At 42.4% G+C, this 15008-nt stretch carries 13 protein-coding genes; 6 read left to right on the forward strand and 7 right to left on the reverse strand.

The window, feature by feature from the left end; translation table 11 throughout:
- Window positions 1–109 precede the first annotated feature (109 nt).
- Window positions 110–373: a DUF2164 domain-containing protein gene (locus tag BLR65_RS23630; RefSeq protein WP_093795528.1), complete on the reverse strand. Its 264-nt coding sequence runs from the start codon at window positions 371–373 to the stop codon at window positions 110–112.
- Window positions 374–404: 31 nt separating this feature from the next.
- Window positions 405–1298, reverse strand: coding sequence for an arginase (gene rocF / locus BLR65_RS23635; protein ID WP_093796620.1), 894 nt, complete (start codon window positions 1296–1298; stop codon window positions 405–407).
- A gap of 173 nt (window positions 1299–1471) precedes the next feature.
- Between rocF and BLR65_RS23640 the strand changes: the two genes are divergently transcribed.
- Both BLR65_RS23640 and BLR65_RS23645 read left to right on the forward strand, forming a co-directional pair.
- Window positions 1472–2224 carry an FHA domain-containing protein gene (locus BLR65_RS23640; protein WP_143122645.1) on the forward strand — a complete coding sequence of 251 codons (753 nt, stop codon included), beginning with the start codon at window positions 1472–1474 and terminating at the stop codon, window positions 2222–2224.
- A gap of 305 nt (window positions 2225–2529) precedes the next feature.
- Window positions 2530–3396 carry a penicillin-binding transpeptidase domain-containing protein gene (locus BLR65_RS23645; protein WP_093796622.1) on the forward strand — a complete coding sequence of 289 codons (867 nt, stop codon included), beginning with the start codon at window positions 2530–2532 and terminating at the stop codon, window positions 3394–3396.
- A 10-nt stretch (window positions 3397–3406) separates the two neighbouring features.
- On the opposite strand, the gene BLR65_RS23650 is transcribed toward BLR65_RS23645, so the two are convergent.
- The 5 genes from BLR65_RS23650 to BLR65_RS23670 form a co-directional block, all read right to left on the reverse strand.
- A complete protein-coding gene (locus tag BLR65_RS23650; RefSeq protein WP_093796623.1) occupies window positions 3407–4969 on the reverse strand; it encodes a glycosyltransferase in 1563 nt (520 codons plus the stop codon).
- Window positions 4909–6360 carry a glycosyltransferase family 2 protein gene (locus tag BLR65_RS23655; protein WP_169717034.1) on the reverse strand — a complete coding sequence of 484 codons (1452 nt, stop codon included), beginning with the start codon at window positions 6358–6360 and terminating at the stop codon, window positions 4909–4911. Before BLR65_RS23655 ends, BLR65_RS23650 begins: the two co-directional genes overlap by 61 nt.
- Entirely contained in the window at window positions 6339–8087 is a 1749-nt protein-coding gene (locus BLR65_RS23660) for a glycosyltransferase (protein ID WP_093796625.1), read from the reverse strand. Before BLR65_RS23660 ends, BLR65_RS23655 begins: the two co-directional genes overlap by 22 nt.
- Window positions 8084–10063 (reverse strand): glycosyltransferase family 2 protein, encoded by a 1980-nt coding sequence (locus BLR65_RS23665; RefSeq protein ID WP_093796626.1) that lies wholly within the window; start codon window positions 10061–10063, stop codon window positions 8084–8086. Before BLR65_RS23665 ends, BLR65_RS23660 begins: the two co-directional genes overlap by 4 nt.
- Before the next feature lie 340 nt (window positions 10064–10403).
- On the reverse strand, window positions 10404–10919 hold the full coding sequence (locus BLR65_RS23670; RefSeq protein WP_176772796.1) for a hypothetical protein: 516 nt from the start codon (window positions 10917–10919) through the stop codon (window positions 10404–10406).
- Here BLR65_RS23670 and BLR65_RS30080 point away from each other — a divergent pair.
- From BLR65_RS30080 to BLR65_RS23690, 4 genes are all read left to right on the forward strand, one after another.
- Window positions 10906–11328, forward strand: a complete 423-nt coding sequence (locus tag BLR65_RS30080) for a DUF6385 domain-containing protein (RefSeq protein ID WP_176772797.1) — start codon at window positions 10906–10908, stop codon at window positions 11326–11328. The genes BLR65_RS23670 and BLR65_RS30080 overlap by 14 nt on opposite strands.
- Before the next feature lie 122 nt (window positions 11329–11450).
- Window positions 11451–12314, forward strand: coding sequence for a DUF6385 domain-containing protein (locus tag BLR65_RS23680; protein WP_093796629.1), 864 nt, complete (start codon window positions 11451–11453; stop codon window positions 12312–12314).
- Between the two features lie 27 nt (window positions 12315–12341).
- Window positions 12342–13892, forward strand: a complete 1551-nt coding sequence (locus BLR65_RS23685; RefSeq protein WP_093796630.1) for a class I SAM-dependent methyltransferase — start codon at window positions 12342–12344, stop codon at window positions 13890–13892.
- Window positions 13893–13959: 67 nt separating this feature from the next.
- The gene (locus BLR65_RS23690) at window positions 13960–14892 is read left to right on the forward strand and encodes a hypothetical protein (RefSeq protein ID WP_143122647.1); all 933 of its coding nucleotides are present in this window, start codon (window positions 13960–13962) and stop codon (window positions 14890–14892) included.
- Window positions 14893–15008 lie beyond the last annotated feature (116 nt).

The following is a 15008-nucleotide window of genomic DNA, read 5'->3' on the forward strand; positions in this document are numbered from 1 at the left end:
ATTATAGCATCTGTGTATACAAAAATCAATCTGATTTTTAAGTCTGCAATAAATATAGAACTTCCAATAACACCCTGTCAGGAGAAAATCCTTATTGAATTTCTATACATTATGATGATGGATCAGTTATTTGTCGGACAGGTTTTTCCAGTGCATAGATGTCTTCCAACTTTTGCGTAATAAAATAATGAGCATCTTTAATTGCCTGATTATAAATATAAGGGCCTATATTTTCCAAAAAGAAATCTAATAACAGCATGGCTGCCAAATCGGAAACCATTTCCTCCTTTTCAGTCAGGAAATAGCTTTTTATTTGTTCTACTGCTGCTTTTCGCTGTTCCTGAGTTAGCTCGATCCCTCTGCTTTTAACCATAATAACACCCCTTTGATTTTCGGACTTAGAATTAATTTTTAAGCAACGTCCGGATAAGTGCACTTGCGGCTGCAGCCGTTTGGCCATCCTTATCCAACAAAGGATTCAATTCAACAAACTCTGCCGATGTTATGATGTTATGCTGCGCCAACAGGCTCATTGCCTCAAGGTTATTCTTCATAGCAACGCCGTCAGCTACCGGCGTCCCAACCCCGCAGGCTTCGCAGGGATCAATGACGTCCAAGTCAAAACTTAAGTGGATTCCGTCACATCGCTTGGTCAAATAGGCAATCGTCTCTTCAATTATCGAGCCTATTCCCTTGTGATAGATGTCCTCTGGGGAAAATATTTTTATTCCCTGGTCCCTGATAAACAGCCTTTCCCCCGGATCCAGATCACGAACACCAAGCAGCACAATATTTTCAGCTTTTACTTTCTTCCGGTAACCGCCAATGCCTGTCAGGCGGGGATGTCCAAAGCCAAGACTGGCTGCCAGCGGCATCCCCTGAATATTTCCGCTGGGTGAAGTTTCCGGCGTATTGCTGTCGGCGTGAGCATCATACCAAATAACCCCCAGGTTATGATAGTGCCTGGCAATACCCGCGATGGAACCGATAGCAATACTGTGATCACCGCCAAGAATAAGCGGAAAACGGCCGTTAGCCACAATTGCCGAGATTTTTTCATGCAAACAAATTGTTCCCTGCAACACAGCCTCGAAATTCCGGATAGTTCCGTCAGCCACCGGAGTCTCTGTAGATAGCTGTGTAATAAACGGTAAATCTCCGGCATCCACAACATCAAAATAAGTCGACTGCAAGTATTCGTTAAGCCCGGTTGCCCGAATGGCGCCAGGCCCTAGCTGTGTACCAAAACAGGTTTGCCCCAGCCACATGGGAACCCCGATTACCGTAATTTTTCTCATACTGCCACCTTTTATACATTGATCGTTTCTATAGGTGTATTCTCCCGCGCAGAGTGTAATCCTCCCCAAAGCGGTGGGCAAATTCTTAAATCCGGCCAAACCTTACACGGTTAACTGCTAATCAACAGCAATTATAAAAGCGCAGGCAAATAAGGTTTGCATTCCTGTTTTGTTTGGTATACAGTAAAAGTATTATCGCAATTATCGAAGGTGATTTTATGCTGGTGCAAGGCAAACCCACTTTGGGCCGGTTAGTTGTGGAACGAGGCGCCCCCTACGAAAAAGGAATGTGTTTTTCGTTATCACAGCCTGAAATGATCATTGGCCGGGCAACCATGTCGTTTAACCCTAATATATCATTCAGCAGCTTGCTCATATCCCGCAAACACTGCCGCATTGCCAACTTGGACGGAATATGGTCCATTTCCGAATTAGGCAGCAAACATGGTACCTTACTAAATGAGAAATTATTAGAACCGCATTATTGGTATACCTTACAGCACGGCGATCGCATCGTCCTGGCCGCAAGTATTGTGTCCATCCGCTTTGCTGTCTCACCGGAATTGGAAAAAACACTTGACTTTGATGATACACAATCACCACAGACTATGAAACAAGCTCGTCCAGCCTGCCCGGTAGTGATTGACACGCTGCAAAAAGCGCTCTATATCAACAATATAGAAATCCCTTTGTCGGTAAAAGAATGGTATTTGCTGGATTTATTATACCAAAACCGCAATCAACTCGTTAGCTATGCGGATATACAAACAGTGGTTTGGCCTGAACGTATCTTCCTGGACAATGGTATCCCCAGTGTCGGTTCAGACGAAATAAACCTGTTGCTTTACCGTCTCCGCCGAAAGCTAGGCACCTATCGTCATTTAATAAAAACACGCCGAGGCCAGGGTTGTATATTCGAATTTTAAGAAAAGACTGGGCTTGTGTCTTTCAGGACTCTGACACAAGCCTTAATCGTTCTTTCTTATTATCAGAGAGGGATTATTGCTCTCTGATAATGCAAAAAAACCGGCTAGCGCTTTGACCAATGCACTAGCCGCTGGTTATTATATCAACAAAAATTCTGTTTGACCCCAAAAGCTGCTTACATCAAAAAATGAATATAGGCAGCTTTTGGATTTTGTAATGAAATTATAAGGATATAGCAATTTTTTTCAATAGCGTATGAGAGTATGCTTGATTAATGAAACAGCACTATAAAGGAGGAAATCAAATGAAAAGGATACTTATGCTTATAGTGTGTGTGCTGGCACTCAATTTTACTATAAGCGGTGCAAGTGCGTCTGAAGTTACCGTAAGGGACGATTTAGGAAAATACTTCACAGGTTTTACCGGTACCTTTGTCATGTATGACCCGGCAGCAGACCACTATGTAATCTACAACGAAGCGCAAAGCCAAAAAAGGCTCTCCCCCTGTTCTACCTTTAAGATTTATAATTCCCTTATTGGACTGGAAACAGGCGTACTGGACCAGGAAGATGTATTTACCCTAATTAAATGGAATGGAAAAAAATACGATTTTCCCTACTGGAATCATGACCACACACTGGCTTCCGCCACTAAAGAGTCGGTTGTCTGGTATTTTCAGGAACTCGCCTCGCGCATCGGTCAGGAGCGCATGCAAAAATATCTAAATAAAATTGATTACGGCAACAAAGATATATCCGGAGGATTAACGACCTTTTGGCTGCGCTCCTCGTTAAAAATCTCAGCTCTCGAACAAGTAAACCTGCTCAATAAACTGTATGCCAATCAATTGCCGTTCTCAGCAACTACGCAAGCAATCGTAGAAAAGAATATCACTCTTTCGGACAATAATGGCATTAAACTTATGGGCAAAACCGGTTCAGGTTTAGAGAACGGCAAATGGACGCTGGGCTGGTTTGTCGGGTGCATAGAAAACCAAGGTCATCGCTATATCGTAGCAACCAATATTGAGCCATTAGACGGAGGGAAGAAAGAGACTAAGCAGCAGTTGAAGAAAGATTATGAAACCACAGTTAGTTCATTGGACGGAGCAAATGGCGGCAAAGCCAGAGAAATAACCAAGCAGATTGCCAAAGAACTTAACCTTTTGTAACTAATAATTTTTACTCTTCATCCCGCCACTGTATTACATTAGGCTTAGGAGCAAGAATAGAAAGATATTGTTCCTGGACTCCATATTTCGCTATGGGGTCCAGTTCTTTATATCTGAAATATTTAGCGACTCTGTCCTCCGGCCGGGCCCAGCCAAAATGCTGTACCCGTAATTCACTTTGCTTTCCGGGAAGCTTAACAATATTCATGGGAAATCTGCCACAGTGGAGCGGCTGTTCCAGCCATTCATATACAAAATTCGAACAATACCTTACCAAAAACGGCCGGTATACCTTATGAGCAAGCCAATAACCGTCTTCCCGGTAGCTGCTTTCGCTCCACATGTCATATAACCGGAAATAAACCACATCAAACGTGTCATCTTTAATTAATTCTCTAATAGGCTCTGCCGCCTTTTGTTCAAATCGTTCATCCGCATCCAAAATCATGATCCAATCCGGTTGCGTGCTCACAGCCAGTTCCCATAACATTTTACGCAGTTCCACTTCATTACCAAATTTACTTGCTCCGTTTTCCACAATACGATGGGCTATATTGACTAATTGCTCACGGCAGATAGCGACAGTATCGTCTGTACTGCCATCATCCAAAATCACCACTTCATCTGCATACTCTGTAATATGCTGCAGCACCCTTTCTAAATAGCGGCCGCTTTCGTTTCTCACCAGTAAGCCCACCGTCAATTTAGGATGCTCTGTGTTTCGCGTTAATCGAGATTTATACTCTGCCAGGGCTGCCAGTTCCGATTCCCTATAGATGTGAAACGGCGGATACCGGGTATCGGCAAAAAGCTCCAGTCCCAACGCTGCCGCCCGTATACAAAAATGCCGGTCTTCCCCAATTAAACCAAGATTATATATTTCTCTAAAACTTACACCTTTTTCAAGTGCATGGCGGCTGATCAGCGTACAGGCTCCCAGGCCGCCAACTTTATAGACACCGGGAATTTTCAGCATATTGATGAATTCTTGACTTTTTTTTGCTTGTTCAGCCTCACTATATTGCTCCCCCCGCTCTATAGGAAACAACCGGTATTGGTCACCTACCCATACCTGCGGCAAAGGACTCTTATCCATTAACCAGCTAGTCCAATATACCTCAGATACAATATCTTTTTTTAAACCGATTAGTTGTTTAACTGTCTGTGGATGCAAATATAGATCTGAATCAACTAAGAATAAATAATCTGCTTCTGTCTGCAAAGCATACTCGATGATCCTGTCTTTATAGGCAGCAACCTTCCATATAAGAGCTTCCTGCCAACAATGTGTTTTTTCATCACACCGGTATTCTATAGGGTTTTCCCCTTTAACGATCACGGTATTGGCATGTTTAGCGGCAAAATCACACAACAGGCTGCTTGCTATTTCGTTATCATCAACCAATATATACTCTATCGATAACCCTTCGCAATCCAGATTATCCATCGATTGCAGAAACTGTTCCAAAATAGCCGCTTTCTGCTTTACCGGACTGCCAATGACTACTTTAATCACAAGCAACACTCCCAGATACTTTTTGACAAGACATGCTCCGGCCACATCGTTAGCCATATTCTAAGACTTCTATTTACCGCCTTTGCCCGATAATTTTGTGCGATCCGGCAATTTTTGTCCCCGCCTAAAACAACATTGCATATCTCGATTTGCTGACACAAAATGCCCAGATAGTCTTTAATGACAGCGGGTATATTGCCCGCTTGTTTTATTGCGGACTGATATAAACTTTTCCACTGACTAATATTCTTGCTACTATCCTTATCGATAACAGCAAGGCAAAAAATAGCCGCGGCATAATAATCGTCTTGCCGGATAGCTTCCTGAACCAGCCGGACGAAGTCTCCTCCTATTGCATCAGCCAACTCCGTAAAAGACTTTGTCTCCCCCTGGCTGATAACTTCAATCATCCGCACCGCGCTGTATAATGAGGGAGCTGCCTTTAGTGACAACTTAAAATAACGATATGCCTCCTGCCAGTTTTTTTGTATATAAAAGAGTTCTCCAGCAATCGCAAAAAGCAATTGCGGTGGCGCTAGTACGGTATTAATGCCTCCTTTAACCAGCATCTCCGCTGCAAAGGTGCAATTTCCCATTAAAGCCTGTCGCAATCCTGCCAAAAATAACAGATCATTATCCGTGGGCATCATTGCCAAGGCTTTAGCAAACAAGTCTTCATTATCTGCATAGGCACTTTTTAAACTAGCCATCAGTGCCAGCACAATAACCTCCCTAAAATACCCTTCTTTTCCGGTCATATGTTGCAGCGCTTTCTTTAGCAAATCGCATGCTTCTCCGTACTGTTCCTGTTGTATAAGTTCAGTACCAAGGCTGTATAGCATAAAGGTATCATCCTGGCATTCGGCTAGCCGGCTCTGAATTATCTGACTATTCCTTACCGTCTTTTGTTTGCGTAAAATTTCTTCAGGCTCATATCCCCTGTGCCTGACAATAATACCTGAAAAGCCAATTGCCGCCTGACCCTTGCCCTCTTTTATACTGCCGGCAATCTGCTCATGGATTGCCCCGTTAAATTTATATCCCCTGCCATTACGAAATAACCTCACAACATGATCTTCGGCCTCAACCGCCCCTGCTCCTAGAGGACTTTTTATCGTAACATAGTAGCCTTCATAATCTTTAGTCACTAGATCCGGCAGGGTTGCCAGGCTTCCCTCAATTCGTTCGTCCGCGTCCAATATCAAAATCCAGTCACCCACAGCAAATTGCAGGCTATAGTTCCGCGCTTTGGCAAAGTCATTCTCCCATGTGAAATACTCAATTTGTACATGATATTGTCTGGCGACTTCCAGTGTGTTATCTGTTGAGCCTGTATCGACAACCACGATCTGATCCGCCCAATCTTTTATACTGTCAAGACAATCCCCTAAGCAATGCTCCTCATTTTTGACAATAAGACAAACTGTCAGCGACCAGCCTTTTTCCATACATATAAACCTCGCACACATTTATATCTTAGATCAAGCAGCATCTCTACGCCTTTTATTTCACTCTGCCAATAGGCAAGCAAAGCTTTGCTGCCTTGTTCAAAGTCGCTTAAGATTTCTTCACAGCATTTGGCAATCTTAATAAATACGCTTGAATTTCCACCATAGGAACGCGCGCAGTCGGCAATTATCTTAAGTAAACTTTCTATTAAAACAGGCTGATATTGCTCACTGACAACCAGCCTGTGGCCGCCAAGTCTTCTAGTAAGAGCCAAAAGAGCTATCGCTTCAGCCCGCAAAGATTCAGCCTGCCACATATTGAGACATTTTTCCTTAGCAGCATCTAAATCGGTGAGAAACAGAGAGCAAAGGATTTCCGCCTGCATTGTTGCAGTGTCATTCATGCCTGGCATTGTCTGAAGTTCCTCGATCATAGCTAAAGCCTGTTCAAAATTACCACTGTAAAGGTAATACTTAATCAACTGACTTGAGGGCATAACGTTTTTTTCCGGCTGACTGCATACTTTTACCGCCAAATCAGGCCGGCCGCTGGCAAACAGAAGTTCCCCCAACGCCTGCAGGCCTTCGTCACCCGTCACATAACCACGTTCAGTGAAATAATTTATTAATTCTTCGCAACTTTTCTTCGTCACCAACACCATAAAAAGACCATATAACGGATAAATAAAATTTTTATTTGCTGTAAGTGCCTTTTCGTACCACTGGGCGGCCTCCTCGCACTTCCCAAGAATTTGGCAACAATGCCCCAGATGATACTGAGATAAAAAATTTTCCGTACCATGAGTATGCTGATATATCATCGGCGGTGTCCCCGTCTGGGCAGCCTCCTTAAACCATCTAGCCGCTATCTCGTATTCTTCTAGTTGCTCCAACACGACCCCGCCATCAAAAAACAAATCGGTATATTCCGGATATACCGCTGTTTCTTTCATACAAATTGCCAAAGCTTCTCTAAAATTCCCCATAAACCTTAAGCAGGCAATCAGACTCCGGACAGTACTTGACCTAAAAAATACGTGGCTGTTGTCAAACTGTTCATAAGCAAACTGAAAACAGGCATAAGCTTGCTGATACTGTCCCAGTCCCAGCCATTCACAGCCTAGATAGTATTTTATAAATGCTTCATTTTCCGGCTCACATTTTAACTGTTCTGAAAGAATTTTTATATTTCGCCTGCGTTTATCCTGCCGCTGACAAGGCCCGCTATAGCTGTGACTGATAACCGGGAAGTCACTATAGCCGACAACCTCGTGATTTGCAATACCAACTTGTTCATGTATTTTACCAATATAGCGATAGTGCGGCAGGTTGCGGAACAATCTTAACACACCAATGACATTATATGCACTGCAGACGGGACCGGTATAATTCTTCATTGGCAACATAAAGGCTTCTTTGGTTGTATTTGTAATTAGTTCTCTCAATGATTCACGCGCGGCCGCTAAGCGTTCATCTGCATCTAAAAACAGAATCCACTCACAACAGCACTGATCGATGGCAAAATTACGTGCAGCGCTAAAATCGTCCTGCCATAAATAGCTATATACTTTATCTGTGTAATTTTTTGCTATCTCTACAGTTTTATCAGCCGATCCGGTATCCACAATAACAATCTCATCAGCTATCTCCTCAACACTATCTAAGCAGGCTCTCAGCACAGCTTCCTCATCTTTTACAATCATCGCAATACTGAGCAGCCCGGTCATAGTTTTGCTTTCTCCTGTTCAAGCATAGTTTTAAATAGCTCTACATCGGGATGCTTTTCTACAGCCATTTTTAAAGTTACCAGACAGAGTTTATCATACATCTTCAATAAGTTGACATATGCCCTGGGATTATAAGGGGCAGAATTTATCGCCGTTCGGTAATATTCAGTTGCCTCCCAGTACTCTGCTTTTTTACTTTTTATATCCCCCATACACACCAGAGCATCAAAACTAACCTGACTATCAGCTAAACAAATGTGCCCATACCGCTCGGCCTCGTTAAGCCGGTCATATCTCAAATATATCTGCATAAGCCTTAAGGCATGCGTCTTTATCCACGCTTGCTGCATTCTGACTAAAATCTCATCTGCTTTTCTAAAATCCCTATGATCCAGGGCCCTCACCAGTATATCGAAAAGTAATTCCGAAGAGTCCGTCCTTAAGGTTACCAAACCCAGCTCCTCATTCGGCCTCGCCCGCAGCAACTTAACAATTGCCATAAAGTCCTCATCCAAGCCTAAGAGTATCAGACTATCGGTAATACTTCGCACTTTGAACGCATTATCCTGAAGCCAAAAGATGATAGCTTTGTTAACCATTACTCTTACATACTGTTCGCTGTCATTCACATATTCATCAAGCAGCCTTAATGCCTCAATAACCCGGTCCTGCTGTCCCAGACAAACAGCCAGATAAATCTTGGCTTCAGCTGTATTTAAACCGGCAGCAACTGCCGCCTCAAGGTATTCCCCAGCCAATTGATAGGCACACTCCATGAACAACATGCGCCCCACAATGAATTTAGCTTCCGCCGTGCAACAATCACACATATTGGCAAGGGCAATTCTCACATCATCAGTTTCCTCACCTTTTACCAGAATTCGTATAATCTGCTCTAAAGCGCTGTGAAAAGAAGGGTTATCCTGCAAGCCTGCCAAGTAGTATCTGAGTGCTTCTTCCTCATTGCCAAACTGTTCACAAATTTTGCCCAGGTAATAATAGCTTTTATAACCTCGCATGCCGGGATAGGCACCATATATATAGGCCTGTTCCCCTTGAGCCGTGGCTTTCATAAAATAGTCGAAGCTTGTGCCATAAGTATTAAGTTCATAGTAGCAAAGCCCGCCATAATGGTATAAATCAGCGTAATCCGGATATAAGGATAAACCATATTTCACATATTCGATAGCCTCTTCATTCCTGCGCTCCTGGTAATGAGCCATGACAAGCAGTCGGATAAGTTTTGGATAATACATACTTGCAGGCCCCTCCGGCTTCAGGCCTGCCAGTGCTTTCTTCAGCATTTCAATAGATTCTCCATAGCGTTCAGCCCGGTAAAGTTCCAATCCGTATTGATAGATCACATAGTTGTCTTCAGGATATTCTTTTATCTGTTGTTCTAAAATAGCAAGATTGCGGTTGATCTTATCTTTTTCCTGAATCTGGCTATCTAGATATCCATAATGATAGATGGCAACATCATGGGCAATAACAATATTGGCATTTTGATCTTTTTCCAGGATTGAATTTAACACTTGCTCATGAATAATGCCACGGAATCTGTATTCACTCCGGTTTCGGAACAGGCGAAATAAGATGTCCCGGCACTGCTCAGGCTTTTGATCATTTCCATAGATATTAACAATAGGTATATAATAGCCCTCTACGTCAACCTGAGCCGTAGCTTTACGTAATGCCTCATGTGAAGGAAGCTCAAGATATTCGTCGGCATCAAGGAACAGCACCCAATCCCCGTTGGCAGCTTCCAATGAAGCATTGCGGGCATCGGCAAAACTGCCGGTCCAAATAAAATCAATTATCTTGGCGCCAAAACCGGCGGCAACCTTTTTCGTCTCATCTTTTGACCCGGTATCAACAACAATAATTTCATTAGCTACCCCCTGGACGCTGGCTAAACACTTGGCAATGCACTTTTCTTCATCACGAACAATCATACATAAACTAATTGTCGGCATTTCCTCACCCCCTGAATACGTAATTAATATATGTTTCGCCGGTCACGGTGGTGACTTCCAGGCCTATACTAAACTACATACAATATACTAAAGATTTGCAGGCGGGTGGTGTGTTGGCAAAAGCGGAATATATACATATAAAATAATTTAATTTTTATGTTTAGACCATTAACCTCTATTTATCAAGGGTCATAGACTATACCATGAGGTAACATCATTGATGTTATGTTAAATATCGTCATCACCTCGCATAATATTCGCATTTCGACGTAAGGGGGAATAAAAAAATGCCTAACTTTAAGGTCTTTCAAGATCAAGCCCAACAAATGAAGGTGCAAATCTATGGTAATGATACTAGTTCGGCATTAAAAACCACAAACGGAAGTTTGGACGTTAGCGCTAGCACTACACTGCCGATTTGTACTACTACCACTACTCCGGTTAGCGCTGCTTCGGCTTTGCCTATCTGCACGACTTCCGTTCTGCCTATTTGTACTACCGCCACTACTCCGGTCAGTGCTGCTTCGGCACTGCCTATCTGCACGACTTCCGATGTTCCAATAACCACCACAACTGCTTTGCCTATTTGTACTACTGTCACTACTCCGGTTAGCGCTGCTTCAGCTCTGCCTATCTGCACGACTTCCGTTCTGCCTATTTGTACTACCGCCACTACTCCGGTCAGTGCTGCTTCGGCACTGCCTATCTGTACGACTACCGTTCTGCCGATTTGCACTACCGCCACTACTCCGGTCAGTGCTGCTTCGGCACTGCCTATCTGCACGACTACCGTTCTGCCGATTTGTACTACTGCCACTACTCCGGTCAGCGCTGCTTCGGCCTTGCCTATCTGCACGACTTCCGATGTTCCAATAACTGCCGCCTCTGCTTTGCCTATCTGCCCAACTGTTACAATCCCGGTTTCCGTTGCGCTCTCTACAACCGATGTCGTTTTTGGCCCTATCACCAACATCGGTGGCGGCGGTCCTGGTGCACAAGCCCAGGTACTGAGTCTTGGGCAATGGACGTACGGTATCGTGAATAACTCCGCAACTGGCAATAATGCGCAAGCATACCTTCAGGTTAGTCCGGATGCAACCAACTGGATACAGGACGGCGCAACAATATCACTTGCCTACAACGGCACAGGCGTCCTTATCAACTCTATCTTCCTCAAATATGCCCGTGTATACTACTATGCGGAAGGCGGTACCGCAAGTGCCGTAACACTCAATATCTTCTTACAAGGCAATGCGGTTGAGTAGTATGTTATAGGAATAAATGCTGCTTTATGTTCAATACGTTTCCCCCATCTTACTGATGGGGGAAACGTATTTATAGCCAAATGTTATTTGTTACTTTTTATGTGAAATGTAGGTGAATTTTTATGCCTAGCACGTATATTAAGCCCCCTCTTATTGACGCCTATATCACCCGCCACCGCACAGTTGCAAAAACCATGAAGCATAGCTACTTATTAGTAGGGAGACATTTAAATTCATACTATGAATCAATTGCCGTATGGGATTTGAGTTCACTTCCTTATGATCTGGATATTAGATCCGCTACAGCAAATTTCTTTATCGCTTATAATAATTCACAATGCCCCAACGCAATCGAAGCTTACCCCATCATTTCCCGCTGGAAGTCATTCTCTGCATCCTTGCGTCATCCTCCCCTCACAACCCGTAATCCCATTGCCACAGCAGCAATCTCTAACACTACCGAACAACTATCGTTTGGTATCACTGCGTTAGTGAAAAAATGGCAAAATAATGAAGCCGCCAATCTGGGGCTCTTACTTAGGATGTCGGAACCGGTTTCTTCTGATAGTTCAGTCTCATTATTTAGTGGAAATTATTATGATTCTTACTGCTGGCCATTTATAGAAATTAACTATAATTCACCCGACGTAGTTCCCTGTATTTATAAACCAGAAACGATTAATGTATCTGACATCGTACGCACAGCCGGCGACTGGTCTTATACCATACCGCTTGATATACTACTTTACAATTACTCCTATACCATTAGCAATTTCGGTACCAATCCCGCTTTAGTTCGCCTGCAGGTCAGCGCCGATGGTCTTTACTGGCTGGAGCAGTCCGCTCTCAACATACTCGCCCCCTCAAAAACTGTAGCCTTGGCACCTGATACCATTACTCGCTATGCCCGCGTAGCTTTTTGTTCGTTAAACGCGAATCAGAACACAACCTTAAGTATCTGTACTCAAGGTCGGACAACAATATAATCTTCTTCCAGAAGGGTGAGAATGTGCATGAATTGTGTTTGTATGCTTCCTTTTTTTATCAATAAAAATGAAGCCTTATTTGAATCTGAGATGAAAATGGCCCATGATTGTTTAAAAAGTCTAGCTTACAGTCAAGATCTGAAATTAGTCATCTATAATCAGGGTAGCCTGACGAATCAGGAGCTAAACGAATATCTGCAGAACTTTGATCTTGACTATGACATAATAGGTGATGAAATTAATGTCGGCATTACAATGGCCAGATACCGGTCGCTGCAATATATCTATCAAAAGTATTGTGCGGTAAACTATATTGCGGAAATCCATGTGGACATGATTTTTTCGCCAAACTGGCATAAACCCTTAATTGACTGTTTGGAAAGCAGCGAAGAACCCTTAATCTCCCCACGCATATTATCCCTCAAAAATAATACTTATGAATTTTTTGATAATGCGGAATCTGTCAGCAGTTTACCTGATACAGTAGAAGAAGTGATGGCTTTACTGCAGAATTCGGCTAAAGATGGTATTATAGAAGGCTTTGTTCATCCTGTTATTCATAAAGTCAGTATCTTGAAAAATATACCAGTTTATGATGTCGGCTTCTTAACAGGAAAACAAAATTTTGAAGATGATAGCCTATTATTAGGCTATAGTTATTATTTGGGTACAGCCAAACGGTGGAAACCCAAATGCTGTCTACATTCCTGTGTTTTTCATAAAGTCGTGGGGCAGCGCTCCCAACTCCCCAATATACGTGAGGAATGGCAAAGAAACTTCCAGGGATTATTTACTCAATATGGCGCCTACGGGTTAAAAGAACTAAGCAGAATTCATGACAATCATCCGTTTTTTTATGCTCAATATCGTAACAGCGTTATGGATCGTCAGGCATATTTGTGGCAACAGGCAAAAGCAAAACAGCCTGACGAGACTTTTGATATTTACAATTCGCGGTATATCTTAGAAACAGACGAACAAAGTAAAACATGTTTATTAAAAATACCGGATGGTTGGTGGAGCCGCTTTTATGAGTATCATTGGGCAGCATGCTTTGCTCAAAAGAATGATATCTGCTTAGATGCCGGTTGCGGCGTAATCCATCCATTTAAATACTTTTTAAGCGCTACCTGCAAAGAAGTATATGCCTGCGATTTAGATAGAAGAATATTAGATAAAGAAGAACAATTACAAATGCTGCTCAATTACTTTTCAGCAGAGGATATTGAGAAAGCCAAAACCCGCATTGACAACATCAACTTTACCGTATGTTCATTAAAATCATTACCTTACAAAAACGATATGTTTGATAAAATATATTGCCTATCTGCCTTAAATGATTTAGCTAACAAGGAAATCCAGGAAATTCTTGCTGAATTCTACCGTACGCTGACAAAGACAGGCTTGTTAATCATAACCATCGATAATCCGGCGATGAAATTACGTTTTTTAGCTGACTGTGTAAAACAGGCAGGATTTACATTTGTCGGCCATCTGGATTTAACACTCCCCAATAATGCGTTATACTCTAACATCAATGGCGGCTTAACTTGTTTTCGTTTATTGGTTAAAAAATAAGCGCCAAAATCAATAGGTTTTCGATCAAAGAATACTGATCTGGTTGCTGCTTTTCTAATGGAGAGGAGTGAAACAACGCATGAATTGTGTATGTATGCTTCCCTTTTTTATCAATAAGAATGAATCCTTATATGAATCTGACATGAAAATGGCCCATGATTGTTTAAAAAGTCTAGCCTACAGTCAAAACCTGAAATTAGTCATCTATAACCAAGGCGGTCTAACCAATCAGGAGCTAACAGCATATCTGCAGCGCTTTGCTCTTGACTACGACATAATTGGAGATGGAATAAATGTCGGCATAACGATGGCCAGATACCGGTCACTGCAATATATATATCAACAATATAGTGCTGCAAACTATATTGCAGAAATCCATGTGGATATGATTTTTTCGCAAAACTGGCACATGCCTTTAATTGATTATCTGGAGAGCAGCGAAGAACCTTTAATTTCCCCACGTATATTGACAGCAGAAAATAACTGTTATGCGTTTAGTGATAATGCGGAAACAATCAGCAGCTTCCCTGATACAGTAGAAGAAGTGATGGCTTTACTGCAGAAATCCACTAAAGATGGCATTGTAGAAGGATTTGTCCATCCTGTTATTCATAAAGTCAGTATCCTGAAAAATATACCAGCCTATGATGTTGGATTTTTAACTGGAAAACAAGGCTATGAGGATGATAGCTTGTTATTAGGTTATAGTTATTATTTGGGTACATCGAAAAAATGGAGACCAAAACGCTGGTTACGCTCATGCGTTTATCATAAAACAATCGGACAAAGATTTTTATTGCCGAATTTATCCGAGGAATTCCAAAAAAACTACTTAGGATTGTACACCCAATACGCCGCCTATGGCTTAAAAGAACTGGCTAGAATTCATGGTAACCAGCCGCACTTTTACGCCCAATATCGCAACAGTATAATCGATCCGGATGCCTACTTCTGGCAAATGCCGGAAGATAAGCAGGATAATAAACTTCAAGGCAACTAATTCAAGATTTATATTGAAAATAGGCGAGCGTACTAAAGAATACTTAAATACCGGAAAATCGCAAACAAAAAAAGTACACAACATTGGTGCACTTAACTTGCACTTGTTGTGTACTT

The organism is Sporomusa acidovorans (genome assembly GCF_900101845.1).
GTDB classification, from domain to species: domain Bacteria; phylum Bacillota; class Negativicutes; order Sporomusales; family Sporomusaceae; genus Sporomusa; species Sporomusa acidovorans.

Coding starts and splice junctions, on each gene's coding strand:
- BLR65_RS23685 (WP_093796630.1), top strand. CDS start 12,342: ATGAATTGTGTTTGTATGCTTCCTTTTTTTATCAATAAAAATGAAGCC.
- BLR65_RS23665 (WP_093796626.1), bottom strand. CDS start 10,063: ATGCCGACAATTAGTTTATGTATGATTGTTCGTGATGAAGAAAAGTGC.
- BLR65_RS23650 (WP_093796623.1), bottom strand. CDS start 4,969: ATGGCTAACGATGTGGCCGGAGCATGTCTTGTCAAAAAGTATCTGGGA.
- rocF (WP_093796620.1), bottom strand. CDS start 1,298: ATGAGAAAAATTACGGTAATCGGGGTTCCCATGTGGCTGGGGCAAACC.
- BLR65_RS23660 (WP_093796625.1), bottom strand. CDS start 8,087: ATGACCGGGCTGCTCAGTATTGCGATGATTGTAAAAGATGAGGAAGCT.
- BLR65_RS23680 (WP_093796629.1), top strand. CDS start 11,451: ATGCCTAGCACGTATATTAAGCCCCCTCTTATTGACGCCTATATCACC.
- BLR65_RS23655 (WP_169717034.1), bottom strand. CDS start 6,360: ATGGAAAAAGGCTGGTCGCTGACAGTTTGTCTTATTGTCAAAAATGAG.
- BLR65_RS23630 (WP_093795528.1), bottom strand. CDS start 373: ATGGTTAAAAGCAGAGGGATCGAGCTAACTCAGGAACAGCGAAAAGCA.
- BLR65_RS23645 (WP_093796622.1), top strand. CDS start 2,530: ATGAAAAGGATACTTATGCTTATAGTGTGTGTGCTGGCACTCAATTTT.